This is a genomic window from Cryobacterium suzukii (assembly GCF_004403185.1).
In the GTDB taxonomy this organism is placed as follows: domain Bacteria; phylum Actinomycetota; class Actinomycetes; order Actinomycetales; family Microbacteriaceae; genus Cryobacterium; species Cryobacterium suzukii.
The window spans coordinates 75,315-92,095 of record NZ_SOHJ01000003.1; the positions used below are offsets into that span (position 1 = coordinate 75,315).

General features: G+C 59.3%; 17 protein-coding genes. 9 read left to right on the forward strand and 8 right to left on the reverse strand.

The features are described from left to right. Window positions 1-157 precede the first annotated feature (157 nt). The 4 genes from trxB (at window position 158) to E3T39_RS03545 (ending at window position 3,928) form a co-directional block, all read left to right on the forward strand. Entirely contained in the window at window positions 158-1,129 is a 972-nt protein-coding gene (gene trxB / locus E3T39_RS03530; RefSeq protein ID WP_134513365.1) for a thioredoxin-disulfide reductase, read from the forward strand. 10 nt (window positions 1,130-1,139) lie between these two features. After that, window positions 1,140-1,463, forward strand: a complete 324-nt coding sequence (trxA, locus tag E3T39_RS03535) for a thioredoxin (protein WP_104128743.1) — start codon at window positions 1,140-1,142, stop codon at window positions 1,461-1,463. A 101-nt stretch (window positions 1,464-1,564) separates the two neighbouring features. Beyond that, window positions 1,565-2,929, forward strand: coding sequence for an aminotransferase-like domain-containing protein (locus E3T39_RS03540; protein ID WP_420898133.1), 1,365 nt, complete (start codon window positions 1,565-1,567; stop codon window positions 2,927-2,929). Window positions 2,930-2,971: 42 nt separating this feature from the next. Beyond that, window positions 2,972-3,928: a D-alanine--D-alanine ligase family protein gene (locus E3T39_RS03545; RefSeq protein ID WP_134513366.1), complete on the forward strand. Its 957-nt coding sequence runs from the start codon at window positions 2,972-2,974 to the stop codon at window positions 3,926-3,928. 293 nt (window positions 3,929-4,221) lie between these two features. Here the strand turns inward: E3T39_RS03545 and E3T39_RS03550 are convergent, their stop codons facing one another. The 8 genes from E3T39_RS03550 to rpmH all read right to left on the reverse strand — a co-directional run bounded on the left by E3T39_RS03550 (window position 4,222) and on the right by rpmH (window position 9,390). After that, window positions 4,222-5,184, reverse strand: a complete 963-nt coding sequence (locus E3T39_RS03550; protein ID WP_134513367.1) for a ParB/RepB/Spo0J family partition protein — start codon at window positions 5,182-5,184, stop codon at window positions 4,222-4,224. Beyond that, a complete protein-coding gene (locus E3T39_RS03555; RefSeq protein ID WP_134513368.1) occupies window positions 5,184-6,137 on the reverse strand; it encodes a ParA family protein in 954 nt (317 codons plus the stop codon). Before E3T39_RS03555 ends, E3T39_RS03550 begins: the two co-directional genes overlap by 1 nt. Before the next feature lie 76 nt (window positions 6,138-6,213). After that, window positions 6,214-6,879 carry a 16S rRNA (guanine(527)-N(7))-methyltransferase RsmG gene (gene rsmG, locus E3T39_RS03560; protein ID WP_241979512.1) on the reverse strand — a complete coding sequence of 222 codons (666 nt, stop codon included), beginning with the start codon at window positions 6,877-6,879 and terminating at the stop codon, window positions 6,214-6,216. A 56-nt stretch (window positions 6,880-6,935) separates the two neighbouring features. Continuing rightward, on the reverse strand, window positions 6,936-7,457 hold the full coding sequence (locus tag E3T39_RS03565) for a Jag family protein (protein ID WP_134513507.1): 522 nt from the start codon (window positions 7,455-7,457) through the stop codon (window positions 6,936-6,938). Window positions 7,458-7,543: 86 nt separating this feature from the next. Next, entirely contained in the window at window positions 7,544-8,518 is a 975-nt protein-coding gene (gene yidC / locus E3T39_RS03570; protein WP_134513370.1) for a membrane protein insertase YidC, read from the reverse strand. Window positions 8,519-8,526: 8 nt separating this feature from the next. Further along, window positions 8,527-8,838 (reverse strand): membrane protein insertion efficiency factor YidD, encoded by a 312-nt coding sequence (gene yidD / locus E3T39_RS03575; RefSeq protein WP_134513371.1) that lies wholly within the window; start codon window positions 8,836-8,838, stop codon window positions 8,527-8,529. Further along, on the reverse strand, window positions 8,835-9,149 hold the full coding sequence (gene rnpA / locus E3T39_RS03580) for a ribonuclease P protein component (RefSeq protein WP_420898134.1): 315 nt from the start codon (window positions 9,147-9,149) through the stop codon (window positions 8,835-8,837). The genes yidD and rnpA overlap by 4 nt, the downstream gene beginning before the upstream one ends. A 103-nt stretch (window positions 9,150-9,252) precedes the next feature. Further along, window positions 9,253-9,390, reverse strand: a complete 138-nt coding sequence (gene rpmH / locus E3T39_RS03585; protein WP_010204566.1) for a 50S ribosomal protein L34 — start codon at window positions 9,388-9,390, stop codon at window positions 9,253-9,255. Between the two features lie 473 nt (window positions 9,391-9,863). Here rpmH and dnaA point away from each other — a divergent pair, with 473 nt between their 5' ends. From dnaA to gyrB, 5 genes are all read left to right on the forward strand, one after another. Next, entirely contained in the window at window positions 9,864-11,282 is a 1,419-nt protein-coding gene (gene dnaA, locus E3T39_RS03590) for a chromosomal replication initiator protein DnaA (RefSeq protein WP_104191786.1), read from the forward strand. A gap of 460 nt (window positions 11,283-11,742) precedes the next feature. Beyond that, window positions 11,743-12,900, forward strand: coding sequence for a DNA polymerase III subunit beta (gene dnaN / locus E3T39_RS03595; RefSeq protein WP_134513373.1), 1,158 nt, complete (start codon window positions 11,743-11,745; stop codon window positions 12,898-12,900). A 5-nt stretch (window positions 12,901-12,905) separates the two neighbouring features. Next, window positions 12,906-14,072: a DNA replication/repair protein RecF gene (gene recF / locus E3T39_RS03600; RefSeq protein WP_134513374.1), complete on the forward strand. Its 1,167-nt coding sequence runs from the start codon at window positions 12,906-12,908 to the stop codon at window positions 14,070-14,072. After that, a complete protein-coding gene (locus E3T39_RS03605) occupies window positions 14,065-14,604 on the forward strand; it encodes a DciA family protein (protein ID WP_134513375.1) in 540 nt (179 codons plus the stop codon). The genes recF and E3T39_RS03605 overlap by 8 nt, the downstream gene beginning before the upstream one ends. A gap of 172 nt (window positions 14,605-14,776) precedes the next feature. After that, window positions 14,777-16,756 (forward strand): DNA topoisomerase (ATP-hydrolyzing) subunit B, encoded by a 1,980-nt coding sequence (gene gyrB, locus E3T39_RS03610; RefSeq protein ID WP_241979490.1) that lies wholly within the window; start codon window positions 14,777-14,779, stop codon window positions 16,754-16,756. Window positions 16,757-16,781 lie beyond the last annotated feature (25 nt).

The window sequence follows — 16,781 nt, forward strand, 5'->3', positions numbered from 1 at the left end:
GGGTGAACGCTTCACCCCGGTTTTCCCGACCCGTGCCCGTGACTGTGCAGCACCTCCAAGCTGGGAGGCCATGGAATAGCAGCCGATTAGGATGTGTTGTATCGAAACGTGAGGCGGGATATTGCCCGTCTTGCCCACCACTGCAAGGAGTGTGCGCGTGCGTCAGATCATCATCATCGGTTCCGGACCGGCCGGCTACACGGCGGCGATTTACGCCGCCAGGGCCAACCTCAAACCGCTTCTGATCGCCAGTTCGGTCGAGGCCGGCGGTGAGTTGATGAATACTACCGACGTTGAAAATTTTCCCGGCTTCCCGGAAGGCGTACAGGGACCCGACCTGATGACCAAAATGCAGGAGCAGGCAGAACGCTTCGGCACCGAGGTTGTCTACGACGATGTCGAATCTGTTGACCTGTCTGGCCCAATCAAGACGGTCGCCCTTGGCAACGGTGACGTTGAGCAAGCGCTCACGGTCATTTTCGCCACCGGTTCCGCCTACCGCAAGCTGGGCCTCAGCGATGAAGAACGTCTCTCCGGCCGTGGCGTCTCCTGGTGCGCCACCTGCGACGGTTTCTTCTTCAAGGGCAAAGAAATCGCCGTGATCGGCGGTGGCGACTCCGCCATGGAAGAAGCCACCTTCCTAACCCGGTTCGCCTCGAAGGTGCACGTTATTCACCGCAAGGGTGAATTGCGCGCATCAAAGATTATGCAGGAGCGTGCCTTCGCAAACGACAAAATCGAGTTCATTTGGAACTCCGAGGTCGTCGGCATTACCGGCACCGACGCCGTCGACGGTCTTACCCTGCGCGACACCGTGTCCGGAAACGAGACCAGCCTGCCCGTTGGCGGCGTATTCGTGGCGATCGGCAACGATCCGCGCACGCACCTCGTGCATAAGCAGCTCGACCTCACCCCGGAAGGCACCATCGCCGTCGCCGGCCGATCCTCGCTCACGAGCCAGGCTGGTGTGTTTGCAGCCGGCGACGTAATCGATTCCAGCTACCGTCAGGCCATCACTGCGGCTGGCTCCGGCTGCGCGGCTGCTCTTGACGCGGAGCACTACCTCAGCACCCTTCCCCCCGCCTTGCTGGCCCAGGCCGGCGACACCGAACTCGCATCAGTTAACTAAGGAGCATTACATGACCGCACGATCCGTTACCGAAGCCAACTTCGAACAAGAAGTCATCAACAACGAGAAGACCGTTCTGGTGGATTTCTGGGCCGAGTGGTGTGGCCCCTGCCGCGCCGTCAGCCCGATCCTCGACCAGATTGCAACCGAGAACGCCGACAAGCTCGACATCGTCAAGCTCAATGTCGACGAGCACCCCGCCCTGGCCGCGAAATACCAGATCACCTCCATCCCCGCGATGAAGGTCTTCCAGAAGGGTGAGGTCGTCAAGACCGTCATCGGCGCCAAGCCGAAGCCGCAGCTCGAGAAGGACCTGGCCGACTTCCTCGTCTAACCAGTTCCCACACGATGAAGCCCGTCCGGCGTTAGCCGGGCGGGTTTTTTCGTGCCCGGTGACACCCCATACGATAAAGAAGACAGCAGAACGGATGTGACGTGACTATTCAGGGTTCCCCGCAAGCCGGCGCTGTGCAGACAACAACTGCGCAGGGCGGCAACAACCTCGACCCGTGGTATCACCACTACGCCGACCGAGCCGCTGGGCTTAAGGCCTCCGAGGTGCGAGCACTCTTCGCCGTGGCCTCACGCCCCGAGGTGGTCTCCCTCGCCGGCGGCATGCCATACGTCGCCGCCCTGCCACAGGAGCTCGTCATCGATGCAATGGACCGCGTCATGCGCCAGAAGGGTGCCACTGCCCTGCAATATGGCTCTGGTCAGGGAGTTCCCCTGCTCCGTGAGCAGATTCTCGACGTCATGGCGCTCGAAGGCATTAAGGCCAACGCCGATGACGTCGTGGTCACGACCGGCTCCCAGCATGCTCTGGAGCTGGTGAGCAAATTGTTCCTGAACCCCGGCGACGTCGTCATCTCCGAAGGCCCCAGCTACGTCACCGCCATGGTGATCTTCAAGTCGTATCAGGCCGAGGTTGACCACGTGCCGATGGATGAGAACGGCCTGATCCCGGCCGCACTAATCGAACACATTGCGGCCCTCAAGGCGGCCGGACGCACCATCAAGTTTCTCTACACGATCCCCAGCTTTCACAACCCGGCGGGCGTAACCCTCAGTTGGGCACGACGCCTGGAAATTCTTGAGATCTGTCGCTCGAACAACATTTTGGTACTCGAAGACAACCCATACGGGCTGCTCTACTTTGACAAGCCGGCACCGGACGCCATCCGCTCGCTCGAGCGCGACGGCGTCGTCTATCTGGGCACTTTCTCCAAGACCCTCGCCCCCGGTTTCCGAGTCGGCTGGGCACTCGCCCCGCACGCAATCCGCGAGAAACTCGTCCTTGCCAACGAGGCGGCCGTGCTCTCCCCCAGCTCCTTCACCCAGATGGTCATCTCGGAATATCTGTCGACGGCCGACTGGAAAGCGCAAGTGAACACGTTTCGCGGTGTCTACCACGAGCGCAAGAACGCCATGCTCGGCGCTCTGGATGAGTATTTGCCTGACCTGAGCTGGACCAATCCAACCGGCGGATTCTACGTCTGGGTGACCCTGCCCGAGCGACTCGACTCCAAGGCCATGCTCCCCCGTGCGGTCAAAGAACTGGTCGCCTACACGCCGGGAACCGCGTTCTACGCGGACGGAGATGGACGCCAGAACATGCGTCTCGCTTTCTGCTACCCAACCCCCGACAATATTCGACTTGGCATACGGCGTTTGGCTACTGTGATTCGCGGCGAACTCGACCTACTCGATACCTTTGCGGGCACAGGACCGCTCGGCGCTGTCCCCGACCGGCCCGGCACCCAGAATCAGCGTTTCGGTGGCCCGCCGGCCAATATTTCTTAAATACGCCCTACGACCGACACTCAGCAAGGAAAAAACCTGATCATGAGCGAATTTTTCGCACTTAAAATCATCGTGCTGGCCGGTGGCATCTCCCACGAGCGTGACGTGTCGCTGCGATCGGGCCGGCGCGTAGCGGACGCCCTCACCGACGAAGGCCACTTCGTCACCGTGCTTGACCCCGGCGCCAATTTGCTGAGCACCTTGGCCGAACTGGCCCCCGACCTTATCTGGCCTACCCTGCACGGCGCCACGGGCGAGGATGGCGCCCTGCTGTCCCTGCTGGAAACCACGGGAATTCCTTTTGTCGGTTCGCGCGGCCCAGCGGCCGCTCTCGCCTGGAACAAAGCCATCGCCAAAGAGCTCGTGCTCCGGGCTGGATTCGCAACTCCGCCAGCGATTGCACTGTCAACCGAGACCTTTCGTGATCTCGGCGCCACGAGTGTGCTCGCGCATTTGGTGAAGGCGATCGGCCTGCCGCTCGTCGTTAAGCCAGCCCAGGGCGGGTCGTCACAGGGAGTGACGATCGTGCGCACCCCTGCCGACCTCCCCCGCGCCATGGTGGACGCGTATACCTACGCCGACACCGCCTTGGTCGAGGCCTACATTGACGGAACCGAGGTAACGGTCGCCGTAGTCGACATTGGAGATGGGGCTACAGCTCTCCCGATCGTGGAAATAGTCCCCATTGACGGCGTGTACAGCTTCGAGGCCCGCTACAACGCGGGTGAGACCGACTTTTATACCCCGGCCCGTCTCTCCGCCGACGTTGCCAATACCGTCGCGACGGCCGCAGTGGCCGTACATACTCTTCTCGGCCTGCGACACCTCAGCCGAGTTGACCTCATCGTCGATGCCGCCGGCACCCCTTGGTTTCTAGAAGCCAACGTGCTGCCCGGACTGACCGAGACGTCGCTGGTTCCTCAGGCCATCGAGGCCGACCGCCACACTCTCGGCGCCACCTACTCCGCCTTGGCCGCAAACGCCCTGGTCACCCAGTAGCTCCTAGTTTCACGTGAAACACTCTCGCGCTCCCACCAGGCGACCCCGTTTCACGTGAAACATTGTCGCCCATACTTCGAGGCGATCGTCGCGTTTCACGTGAAACATACTTGGACCGCCTCGTCCGGACAGTCAGAAGACACGGATAGCTATTCCGCCAAGGGCAACTAAACACAACGAGCGCTTCTTATGGACGCAGCTACAGAGGGCAACCACAGAGGGCAACCCTCACTAACGTAACCTAACTACTCTGAACAAGTTTCACGTGAAACATCGCGCAGAAGGCCCCACTACTAACTCGCGCTGAAGCCCGGCTCACCGAGAACCGTTAGGATACGGTTCAGATCACCGATGGTCGCGAAATCCACCGTGATCTGGCCTTTTCTAGTGCCCAAACTGATTTTCACGCGAGTATCCAGTCGATCACCGAGGTGCTCCGCGATCTCATCGAGATGGCCCTGACGTCGCCCAGGCAGCGGTTTCACCTTCACTGCCCGTGGAACGGCAGTCGCAACAGCCTCGGCCGCGCGAACAGACAAGTCTTCCTCGACAATTTTATCGGCCAGGCGCAGCATGCCGGCCGGGTCACCCACCGACAAAATCGCGCGCGCGTGACCGGCAGAAAGTACACCAGCGGCAACGCGCAACTGCACCGGCTCCGGCAGTTTCAGCAGTCGCAACGTGTTCGTGATCTGCGGACGGGATCGGCCGATCCGCTTGGCTAGTTCTTCCTGCGTTATGCCGAAGTCCGCGAGCAACTGCTGATAAGCAGACGCTTCTTCCAGTGGATTCAGCTGCGCGCGGTGCAGGTTCTCCAGCAACGCGTCACGCAGCATATCGACGTCTGCGGTCTCACGCACGACTGCCGGAATGGTGTCGAGCCCGACTTCTTTGGTGGCTCGCAAACGACGCTCACCCATGACGAGCTCATACTTACCCGGTTCATCGGCTAATGGGCGTACGACGATGGGTTGCAGCACCCCGACCTCGCGAATACTGTGCACAAGTTCAGCAAGGTCGTCTTCATCGAAAATGGTACGCGGCTGGGCGCGGTTGGGAACGATGTTGTGCGGATTCAAGTGCGCCAACCGGGCGCCAGCTATCAGCGGAACGTCGGGAACGACTTCGGGGGAGGCGTCCGCTACCGTGGTCACACCACGCGGAAAGAACACGTCGACCGGGCGGGGGGCCGAGGCGTCGTCCTGCACGGGGATGAGTGCGCCGATACCGCGGCCGAGGCCTGTTCTTTTCGCCATTAGTGCAGTTCTTTCGTTTGGGACTTATTTTCTGTACGTGGTGCCCCGCGATGTGCCATTTCTGCGGCTGCTTCCAGGTAGGAGAGCGAACCTGCCGAGTTGAGGTCGTAACTCACGACGCTCTGGCCATAGCTCGGGGCCTCAGAAACCCGTACAGAGCGTGGAATTGCGGTATTCAAGACCTCGTCGGGGAAGTGGTCGCGCACTTCCTTGGCAACCTGGGTCGCCAGATTGGTGCGGCTGTCATACATCGTAAGCAGAATGGTGGAGACGACGAGGTCGGGGTTGAGGTGTTTCTCGATCAGGGCGATGTTCTTGAGCAGCTGGCTGAGTCCCTCGAGTGCGTAATACTCGCACTGGATAGGAATAAGAACCTCGCGTGCGGCGACGAAAGCGTTGATGGTCAGTAAGCCCAGCGACGGCGGGCAATCAATAAAGACATAGTCGTACGGCTCGACCATCTCAGCCAGGTAAAGGTCGAGGGCGCGGCGAAGTCGCTGCTCGCGCGCGACGAGTGAAACCAGTTCAATCTCGGCACCGGCCAGGTGAATCGTGGCGGGAACACAGAACAGGGCACCGAATTCCGGGCTCTTCTGTACGACCTCGTCCATGGGCATGTCGTTGATGATGACGTCGTAAACGCTCGGCGTCTCGGCACGGTGTTCAACGCCGAGAGCAGTAGACGCGTTGCCCTGCGGGTCCAGGTCGATGACCAAAACACGTGCTCCCTGGCGCGCCAAAGCCGCGGCTAAGTTGACCGCGGTCGTAGTCTTGCCAACCCCACCCTTCTGATTGGAGATCGTCAGTACCCGTGTCTTCTCGGGCTTCGGCAGGTCTCCGGCAGCAATGACCTGGCGACGACGGGTCAGTTCCGCAATTTCTCGGGCCAGCGGGGTTGTCCCGTCGAACCCTGCCGCCTTGCCGTTGTGCTGATCTTCAGCAGGATGTTTCACGTGAAACCTTTACGCTCGACGGTTGATGAGCCACCCGAAAGGGACCCCCGAACACCAAATTCAGTGCCATTCGGGACTACTCCACTGTAGCTCTGATGACCCGGGTTGCCTCGGGCAGCACGCCAGCGCCAAGGGTAATTACCTCAACATCACGCAGGCGATACTTGCGAATCGGTTTCGCCGCCGCCTCAATCTCACGCTGCGCTCCTTCACCCTTCATCAGGATGAGTTCACCGCCACTGCGCAGCAGGGGAGCGGTCAGTGGTATCAGCTTGCTAAAGGCACTCACCGCTCGAGCAGTCACCTGATCAAGTGGCTGCGTCAGGCGTGCTTCTTCGGCACGTGCACGCACCACGGTCACATTCGAGAGGTGCAGGGCGGCAACCTGGTCATTCAGCCAGGCAACTCGACGTTCCATCGGTTCGATCAGCACGAAGTTCACGTCTGGTCGCGCAATGGCCAACACGACACCGGGAAGGCCAGCACCGGAACCCACGTCGCCCACGACACCGGGACGCAGGAGTGGCGCCACAATGGTGCAATTGAGAATGTGCCGTGACCACAGACGCGGGAGTTCCAGCGGACCAATTAGCCCCAAAATTTCGCCCTGATCAGCCAAATTATTGGTAAACGCTCTCATGAGATCGATCTGTGGACCCAAAAGCTCGATCGCCGCCAGCGGTTCAATCTCCAACGCGACTGGATCAGCCGTGCTTCCTGATGCCGCCGTTGATTCAGGCACGTTCCCAGCGGCACGGTTCGGTTCCGGCGTGACAGATTGCGACATGACCAACGAGACTAGGCTGCGGTAATGACGGTGTGGCGATCGCGGCCCTCACCGGACGACTCCGACCGGTAACCACCACTGGCCGCGACGATATCGTGTACAAGTTTGCGCTCGTAAGAAGACATCGCCGGCAGGTCGGCTTCGGTCGCGCCGCCCTCAATCCGCTCAATAGCCCGGGCCACAAGGGCGGCGAGTTCAGCTTCGCGCGCCTCGCGGGATCCGCCGATGTCCAAAATCAGCCGCGAAAAAGAACCCGTCTTATTCTGCACCGCGAGGCGAGTCAGTTCCTGCAGGGCGTTGACCGTTTCCGGCTTGGAGAGCACGCGGAGATTGTCGGCGTCCGACGCTTTGACCGCTAAGTAGGCCCTGCCATTGCGCGCATCGATGTCAATGTCGCCGTCGAGATCGCAGATATCGAGAAACTCCTCGATGTAGTCCGCGGCAATGTCACCTTCACGCTCGAGCTGATCGGTCGTAAGCGGGGCCTCGGTACCGCTCTCGGCTTCCGGAACGGCGGGGGAGGTATCCGTTATCGTGCTGGTGGCAATGACAACTGCACCGTCAGCAGTGACAGTGTCCACTTCGGTGAGGCCGGTTTTGTCCGTCACGGTGATCTCCACTACTTCTTCGGGCCGGTTTGTTTTTTGGCACGGGCCTTACCGACCGGCTGCTGACGCTGAACGGGCTTGGCGGGCTCCTCGACCACAATGATGTCACCATCGGTCGCGATGAGCTTACCCTTACGCGCCAGACGCTCTTCCCGAGCCTTGGCAGCTTCACTGCCGGGCGTCGGCATGTTTCGAATGACCAGGAACTGCTGAATCATGGTCCAGAAGTTTGAGGTGAGCCAGTAGAACATGACGCCGAGCGGAAACGCGACACCGGAGAAGGCAAAGACGAGGGGGAGCAGGTAGAGCATGATGCGCTGCTGCTTGAACATGGGGCTCGCCTTGGTTTCCGGCGACATGTTCTTGGAGACGATCTGCAACTGGGTGATGAACTGCGAGGCGGTCATCAGCACGACCATTGTGGCCGCGATGATCATGACGGTCCCGTTGAAAGGGTCACCGGCGGTCCAGAGCGACCACTGCGAGGCAAAGGTGTCGTGCAGCGGCGCATTGCCGAACAGTTTGGCGTTGCCGAAGCTCTCGGCAAGGCTCTGGTTGAGGGGGCCGACGCCGCGGGTGGAGCGCTGGGCGTCATTGAGCACCGAGAACAGGGCGAAGAAGATCGGCATCTGCAGGAGCAGAGGCAAACACGAACTCAACGGGTTGGTACCGGTCTTCTTGTACATGGCCATGGTCTCGCGGGACATGGCCTCGCGTGAGAACTGGTCTTTCTTGCCCTTGTACTTGTCCTGGATCTTTTTGAGCTGCGGCGCAACCTCAAGCATCTTGCGCTGGCTCTTGATTTGGCGCACGAAGATAGGAATCAGGGCGGCACGCACGACCAGGACGAGGCCGACGATGGACAGCACCCACGTGATGCCGTCGTTGTACCCCATGCCCAGGTTGGAAAAGAGCCAGTGGAAGGCCACGAGCAGCAGCTCGACCACCCATTTCAGAGGCCAGAGAATCGTACCTATGAGGTCCATACTGTGGGTTAGCCCTTTCCGTGGCTAGGTGCGACAACAAAACCGAACGACGTCACGCGAAAGCGACGCTTGCTCTTGAGTGGTACATCATCAATGCCGCCTGGTGACCACGGATGACAACGGCTCAGTCTGCGCGCAGCAAGGATGCAGCCCCACGCTAGTCCGTGTTCCTGAACGGCCCCCAGTGCGTAGGCAGAACAAGACGGGTAAAACCGACACACATCTCCATAGAGCGGAGAGATCACGGCACGATACACGCGAAGAATTACGACACCCACGTTCCGGGGTATCAGGATGATCGTCGCGAGTACTCGGTTCATCGGCCCACACTCTTCTTTCGCGCTGGGTGGGGGCGAGAGAGGGAACGGTGAACTTCATCGCGCAGCGTCTGCCATGCAACATCGCGCGCTCCCGGCAAAGCCCGGATGACAACATCCGTTCCTGCCGGAACCAGGGAGAGCAGTTCGAACGTCACCGCCTTGAGGCGGCGGCGAACGAGATTGCGCTTCACGGCATTGCCCACATTCTTTGCGACAATAAAGCCGAAACGAACCGGAACACCAACGGTGCCAGATTGAATCTCAGCACTTTTTCGTACATAAAGAACGGTGTGCGCACCAACGATCCGCACACCGCGCCGAACGACGCCCTGATAGTCGCTGCCGCTCGTAACGCGATTTATGTGAGCGAGCACGAGAACCTGGCGACCACAACGAACCTGGGCAGACTCTGGCCTACGCTGAGAGTTCGGTGCGACCCTTGCGACGGCGTGCACCGAGGATGGCACGGCCCGCACGGGTACGCATGCGCAGACGGAAGCCGTGCACCTTGGCGCGACGGCGGTTGTTCGGCTGGAAGGTTCTCTTGCTCATAATTCAATCTCCACGTATTTGAATCACCGCTGGCCAAATTCCCTTCGGCCAAAATAGCAGCGCGCACAGAAGTCGGAAGCCCGCGGGATGGGGTCAACTGATTAAAACTACGGCCTCGGCCACGTCTGGTCAAACTCAGACCCCCGAATCAGCGGATTCTCGACAATAATGACTCCAACGCAAGTGCCAAACAAACAATGCGTCACCCGCGCTGAATTCGCCTCACTCAGTGGGATTGACTACCGTAAGGACAAGTTATCCACAGGTTGGTAGCATCAACCTGAGAATTCGACTGATTTTGTACACAGGCGGTGGATAACTTTAACGATGAGTTCGGACCAAGAACTCAAATTGACCCCATCTCGCGCCACTCGGGCCGGTGAGAGCGGGCGTGTCAGTGTCCACCACCAGAGCCACGCGCATCCGCCGGTCGCTCAACAGTGAAAACTCGAAATGCACAGATTGTAGGAACAATGGCAGACGTAGAAGCGCCGATAGCCGAAACTTGGCGATCCGTTCTGACCACGTTGGAATCCGACGCCACCATCACACCCATGTTGTACGGGTTTCTCAGCCTGGTCGAGCCGAAGGGCATCGCGGCCGGTACGTTCTATCTCGAGGTCCCCAACGAGTTCACGGCAAGCATGCTCAACCAGCGGATGAGGGTGCCCCTGCTGACCGCGATGGGCCAGCTCGATGAAGCAACTGCCGTCTCAACCTTCTATGTGGTCGTCAACCCCGAGCTCGAACAGGAATCGTTACGGCCAGTGCAACAAACGTTGACCCCGCCGGATGTCATCACCCCCGCCCCGCCCCAATCGGTGTTTGAGGGTGCGGTTGCGCCGCAGCCCCACGAAACCCGACTCAACCCCAAATACAGTTTCGACAATTTCGTAATCGGGCAATCCAACAGATTCGCCCATGCTGCCGCCGTCGCAGTGGCTGAGGCGCCGGCTAAGGCCTACAACCCGCTCTTCATCTACGGATCGTCGGGACTCGGCAAGACTCATCTCCTGCACGCAATCGGCCACTACGCCATGAGCCTGTACCCAGGAATCCGCGTTCGTTACGTCAGTTCGGAAGAGTTCACCAACGACTTCATCAACTCCATCGCGAACAACCGCGGCTCGGCATTTCAGGCTCGATACCGAAACATCGACATCCTCATGATCGATGACATCCAGTTTCTGCAGAACAAAGCGGAAACCCAGGAAGCGTTCTTTCACACGTTCAATACCCTGCACGACCACAACAAGCAGGTGGTGATCACAAGCGACCTGCCGCCCAAACACCTCACCGGCTTCGAAGACCGCATGCGCAGCCGTTTTGAGTGGGGCCTGATCACGGATGTCCAAGCTCCCGACCTCGAGACCCGCATCGCCATTCTGCGCAAAAAAGCTCAGAGCGAAAAGTTGCAGGTGCCCCACGACATTCTCGAGTTCATGGCTTCGAAGGTTTCGTCCAACATTCGGGAACTCGAAGGCACCTTGATTCGCGTCACCGCCTTCGCGAGTCTGAACCGTACGCCGGTGGATATGGATCTGGTGCAGACGGTGTTGAAAGACCTGATCACGCTGGATGAAGACAATGTCATCGCCCCTGTGGACATCATCACGAACACGGCGAACTACTTCAAGCTGTCCGTCGACGATCTCTACGGCTCCAGCCGGTCACAAGCGATCGCCACCGCTCGCCAAATCGCCATGTACCTGTGCCGTGAGCTCACGAATCTTTCCCTGCCGAAGATCGGCCAACTGTTCGGTAATCGGGACCACACGACCGTGATGTATGCCAATAAGAAGATCAGTGAACTGATGAAGGAACGTCGCTCGATTTACAACCAGGTGACCGAATTGACCAACCGCATCAAGCAGGATCACCGGTATAAGTAGGTCACAAGCAGCACTGTGGCGTGAAAATTTGAGCGGCCCCTCCGGGAGTTTTAAGCAGGAACTACCTGTTCAGACCCGGAGGGGCCGATTTTTTTTTAGTTTTCACACCTGTGGATAACCCTGTGGAATTAACTCACACAACCGGTCGTCGCCTGTAGAAACTCGGGGCCATCCTGTAGAAACTTGTAATTTCCGCGCGGCGCGCTTGCTCAAACGAATGACAAACTTCCACACCTCGCCCACAACTTACAAACGTGTAATTCCCAATGTCTGAGCGGTTTTCACAGAGTTATCCACAGTTTCCACAACGGTTAAGAAGATTAACAAGAATTCCTTAACCTTGATCCAGCCGACAACCTTGACTGCCACGGCCCACGCAGCACAACGGTAACGAACCAGCCCGTGAACACAGCTAGCATTGAGGCCCACCCATCCGCCCGTCGAACGCAAGGAATGTTTCGTGAGATTTCAGGCCAATCGGGATGTCTTCAGCGAAGCAGTTTCCTTCGCGGTCAAACTTCTGCCCCAGCGCACGACCCTGCCTATCCTCAGCGGTGTCCTCATCGAAGCCACCGATACCGGCTTAATCCTCTCGTCGTTCGACTACGAGGTCTCTGCCCAGACAGAGATCTTGGCCGAGGTCGAAGAGACCGGCAAGGTTCTCGTCTCGGGGCGTCTCCTCGCCGAAATTGCCAGTCGTCTCCCCAACGCCCCCGTTCGTTTTTCCACGGAAAATTCGCGAATCAAGGTCAGCTGCGGCTCAGCAAGCTTCACACTGCTGTCAATGCCCGTTGAGGAATATCCCAGTATTCCTGTTGTTACGACCCAATCCGGCCTAGTGCCGGCAGAGGAATTTGCTGCGGCTGTAGCCCAGGTCGCTGTCGCGGCGTCGCGAGATGACGTCACTCCTGTTATCACCGGCGTGCAGCTTGAGGTGACTGAAAACAGCCTGAGTCTGGTCGCCACCGACCGGTACCGCGTTGCGGTTCGAGAAATTGACTGGGATCCGGGAAGCAATACCTCGGACACCGCATTGGATACCATCACGGCCCTCGTACCCGCTCGCACCCTGCAGGAAGTCGGCAAGACCTTCGGCCACAGCGGAACCATTTCCGTATCCATCACCAACACCGACGACCGCGAATTGATCGCGTTCACCGCGAACAAGAAAACCGTCACGTCGCTGCTAATCAAGGGCAATTTCCCTCCGGTTCGCCGGTTGTTTCCCGCCACCGTCGACAATTACGCGGTGATGAACACGGCCGACCTCATCGAAGCCACCCGGCGGGTGCAACTTGTACTGGAACGTGAAGCCGCACTCCGTTTTACCTTCGCCACTGATGGCGTCACCTTGGAAGCTGTTGGCTCTGAGCAGGCGCAGGCCTCGGAAACCATCGATGCCATCCTGTCTGGCACTGAGACCGTGGTCTCACTCAAGCCGCAGTTCCTCTTGGACGGACTCAGTGCTGTCCACTCCGAATTCGTGCGTATCTCGTTCACGAAAACAGAGAACCCAAATAAACCCGGACCGGTGTTGATCACCAGCCAGACCTCGCGCGAACAGGCCGGAGTGGACAGCTACAAGTACCTGCTTCAGCCGAACCTGCTGCTGCGCTAACGCCGGTGCGGGTTACCCACCTCTCACTAACCGACTTTCGAAACTATGCGAACGCCGAGGTTGGTTTTTTTCCGGGCCCGAACCTCATCGTCGGGCGCAACGGACAGGGTAAAACCAATCTGGTTGAGGCGCTGGGCTTTCTCAGTACGCTTGGATCTCACCGAGTCTCCACGGACAAAGCCATGATTCGAGCTGGCCAGGATGCCGGCATAATTCGGGCCCGACTTCAATACAACGGCCGGGATATCCTGGCCGAGGTGCAGCTTAACCGCACCGGGCAAAATCGAGCACAGGTTAATCGGTCAGTAATCAAGACGCGTGATCTGCCCCGTTATTTCTCCAGTGTGGTCTTTGCACCGGAGGACCTTGCCCTGGTACGTGGCGACCCATCGGGTCGTCGCAAGTTTCTGGACCAGCTGTTGGTGCTTCGCAATCCGCGACTGGCCGCAGTGCTCAGCGATTATGACAGGGTGCTCAAGCAGCGCAACACCCTACTTAAGTCGGCCCGGGCCTCTGGAGTGCGCGGCAACCAGCTCTCGACCCTCGAAATTTGGGATGAAAGGCTCGTCGAGTTCGGTTCCGAAATCATCGACGAGCGCGCCAAACTCGTGCGGGAGCTCGGTGAACCGTTGCGCGCGGCGTATCGGGCCGTCGTCAATGAGGACCATGGTCCGGCCTTGGTCGCGAGCCTGAGTATCCTCGGTGCCGACGAAGACGTCGATCTCGGCGTGGTCACGCCGACCGCCTCTCAGCCGGCGGGGTTAGTGGAGTCGTCTACCAATGAGATCTTTCGCGCAGCGCTGGTCGGACTGCGAAAGCGCGAGCTGGAACGGGGTATCACCCTGGCCGGACCGCACCGCGATGACCTGGTCTTCATGCTCAACGCACTGCCGGCCAAGGGGTATGCCAGTCACGGGGAATCGTGGTCGTTCGCGCTGTCGTTAAAACTTGCATCCGCTTCGCTGTTGCGGCAAGAGTCTGCTAGTGGCGACCCGGTGTTGATTCTCGATGACGTTTTTGCCGAGCTGGATCTGGACCGTCGAGCCCGGTTGGCCGCGGCGATCGAGTCATTCGAACAGGTTTTAATTACGGCCGCTGTGCTCGAAGACGTTCCGGCCGCCCTCGTGGCGCACACTATTCACATTCATGCCGGAATCGTCACCGATGGCTGACGAAAATGTTCCACGTGAAACAACCGAGGGCGACGATTCGGTGGAATCCGGTACCAGTGAAGCAGCCAACGTTTACTTGCGTTTCAAGAGTATTTTCGGCGATCCCAACGCCAGGCGCTCGCGCGGTCGTAAGCGAATTGCGCCGGTTGCTGGATCGAGTGTGCCGTTCGGGATTGGACGCGACCCGCGCGGTCTCGGCGACACGATCAATTCGCTGACCCTGCAGTTGGGGTGGAACTCACCGTTGGCGCAGTCCGAACTTCTCGCGACGTGGGCAGAACTCGCAGGTGAGGAAACTGCCAATCATTCGACCCCGGCCGGCATCGATGACGGTGTGCTCACCGTGCGCTGTGAATCTACAGCGTGGGCGACCCAACTACGGCTCATGCGCAATGTGATCATGGAACACATTGCGAATCGGTATCCGGATGCGGGTATTCAATCAATTCGTTTCCAGGGGCCCAACGCGCCGTCCTGGAAAAAGGGCCCCAGATCAATTCCAGGGCGTGGTCCACGCGATACCTACGGGTAACCCAACATTTAAGGTCAACCCCTTGAACAAAACGCGTCAAACGGCGATTGTGGCCGGTTCATCTCCCCCCGTTTGGTAGACTGAATGGTCGCCCGTGCGATGGTCAGGAGCCTAATTTAAGATGACAGTTGAACCGACGCCCGAACGCACGTCCCCAGATATAGCCCCAGTCATGTCCCAGCAGCAGGGGGAGCGGGAGCCGGAGCATGAATACGGTGCCGATGATATCCAGGTACTTGAAGGTCTGGAAGCCGTTCGTAAGCGACCCGGAATGTACATCGGTTCTACGGGACCACGCGGCCTACACCACCTCGTCTATGAGATCGTCGACAATTCCGTCGACGAAGCCCTCGCGGGTCACTGCGACACCATCGACATTCGAATCCTGGCCGACGGCGCGATCCGCGTCGAAGACAACGGCCGCGGAATTCCGGTCGACATCCATAAGGCAGAGGGACGATCGACCGTAGAGGTCGTACTCACCGTGCTACACGCCGGCGGCAAGTTCGGCGGCGGCGGCTATTCCGTCTCCGGTGGTCTGCACGGCGTGGGAAGTTCCGTCGTCAATGCCCTGTCGAGTCGTCTCGAGGTCGAGGTGCGCCGTCAGGGGCATATCTGGCGTCAGAGCTTCGCTAACGGTGTTCCGAACGCTCCCCTGGAACAGGGCGAAGCCAACGACGAAACCGGCACGACCATCACGTTCTGGCCGAGTGCTGAAACTTTCGAGACGATCGAGTTCGACTACGAAACCCTGCGCGCGCGTTTTCAGCAGATGGGCTTTCTCAATAAGGGTCTGCGCCTCACCCTCACCGACGAGCGTGACGACCACCAGACCGATGATGGCAAAGCCATCAGCAACACCTTCAAGTACGACCAGGGACTCGTCGACTACGTCGAGTACCTCAACCGCGCCAAGAAGGCCGACCTGGTCAACGATGAGATCATCTCGTTCGAGTGGGAAGATCACGAACGCAAGATGGCCCTCGAAGTGGCCATGCAGTGGACCACTGCCTACACCGAGAGCGTGCACACCTACGCGAACACGATCAACACTCACGAGGGTGGAACGCACGAAGAAGGTTTCCGCGCTGCGCTCACCACGCTCGTCAACAAGTACGCCCGCGAGAAAGGCATCCTGAAAGAGAAGGATGACAACCTCACCGGCGACGATGTGCGCGAGGGGTTGACAGCGGTCGTATCGATCAAGCTTGCCGAACCACAGTTCGAAGGCCAGACCAAGACCAAACTCGGCAACACCGAGGCGAAATCCTTCGTGCAGAAGGTCGCCAACGACCAGCTCACCGACTGGTTCAACCGCAATCCGAACCCGGCCCGCGAAATCATCCGCAAGTCCCTGCAGGCGTCGAACGCTCGAATGGCAGCCCGCAAGGCCCGTGAAACCGCGCGCCGCAAGGGACTGCTCGAGGGTGGCGGCATGCCAGGCAAGCTCAAGGACTGCCAGAGTAAAGACCCGTCACTCTCCGAGATTTTCATCGTGGAGGGAGACTCGGCCGGCGGTTCGGCCGTGCAGGGGCGTAACCCCGAATTCCAGGCCATCCTGCCCCTTCGCGGCAAGATCCTCAACGTGGAGAAGGCTCGTCTTGACCGTGCCCTCGGTAACGCTGAGGTTCAGGCGATGATCACGGCCTTCGGCGCCGGCATGGGGGAAGAATTCAACCCCGATAAGGTCCGGTACCACAAGATCGTTCTTATGGCCGACGCCGACGTCGACGGGCAGCACATCACCACACTGCTGCTCACCCTCCTGTTCCGCTACATGCGCCCGCTGATCGACCTTGGTTACGTCTACCTGGCGCAACCGCCGTTGTATCGTCTCAAGTGGAGCAACTCTGCGCACCAGTACGTGTACTCGGACGTGGAGCGCGACGCGCTCCTGGCCGACGGAGCAGCGTCCGGCAAACGCATCCCGAAAGACAACGGCATTCAGCGCTACAAGGGTCTCGGCGAGATGGACTACAAGGAGCTGTGGGAAACCACCATGGCCCCCGAGTCCCGCACCCTGCTGCAGGTCACCCTGGATGACGCGGCGTCCGCCGACGAAATCTTCTCCACCCTGATGGGTGAAGACGTCGAATCACGACGTAACTTCATCCAGAAAAACGCGAAGGACGTGCGTTTCCTTGACATCTGATGACACCACGGGCAACTCCGCCTCG

What these genes read in the sequence shown, in the direction of transcription:
- trxA (WP_104128743.1), top strand. Translation starts at nt 1,140, where the DNA reads ATGACCGCACGATCCGTTACCGAAGCCAACTTCGAACAAGAAGTCATC.
- E3T39_RS03545 (WP_134513366.1), top strand. Translation starts at nt 2,972, where the DNA reads ATGAGCGAATTTTTCGCACTTAAAATCATCGTGCTGGCCGGTGGCATC.
- E3T39_RS03550 (WP_134513367.1), bottom strand. Translation starts at nt 5,184, where the DNA reads ATGGCGAAAAGAACAGGCCTCGGCCGCGGTATCGGCGCACTCATCCCC.
- yidC (WP_134513370.1), bottom strand. Translation starts at nt 8,518, where the DNA reads ATGGACCTCATAGGTACGATTCTCTGGCCTCTGAAATGGGTGGTCGAG.
- yidD (WP_134513371.1), bottom strand. Translation starts at nt 8,838, where the DNA reads ATGAACCGAGTACTCGCGACGATCATCCTGATACCCCGGAACGTGGGT.
- rpmH (WP_010204566.1), bottom strand. Translation starts at nt 9,390, where the DNA reads ATGAGCAAGAGAACCTTCCAGCCGAACAACCGCCGTCGCGCCAAGGTG.
- dnaA (WP_104191786.1), top strand. Translation starts at nt 9,864, where the DNA reads ATGGCAGACGTAGAAGCGCCGATAGCCGAAACTTGGCGATCCGTTCTG.
- E3T39_RS03605 (WP_134513375.1), top strand. Translation starts at nt 14,065, where the DNA reads ATGGCTGACGAAAATGTTCCACGTGAAACAACCGAGGGCGACGATTCG.
- gyrB (WP_241979490.1), top strand. Translation starts at nt 14,777, where the DNA reads ATGTCCCAGCAGCAGGGGGAGCGGGAGCCGGAGCATGAATACGGTGCC.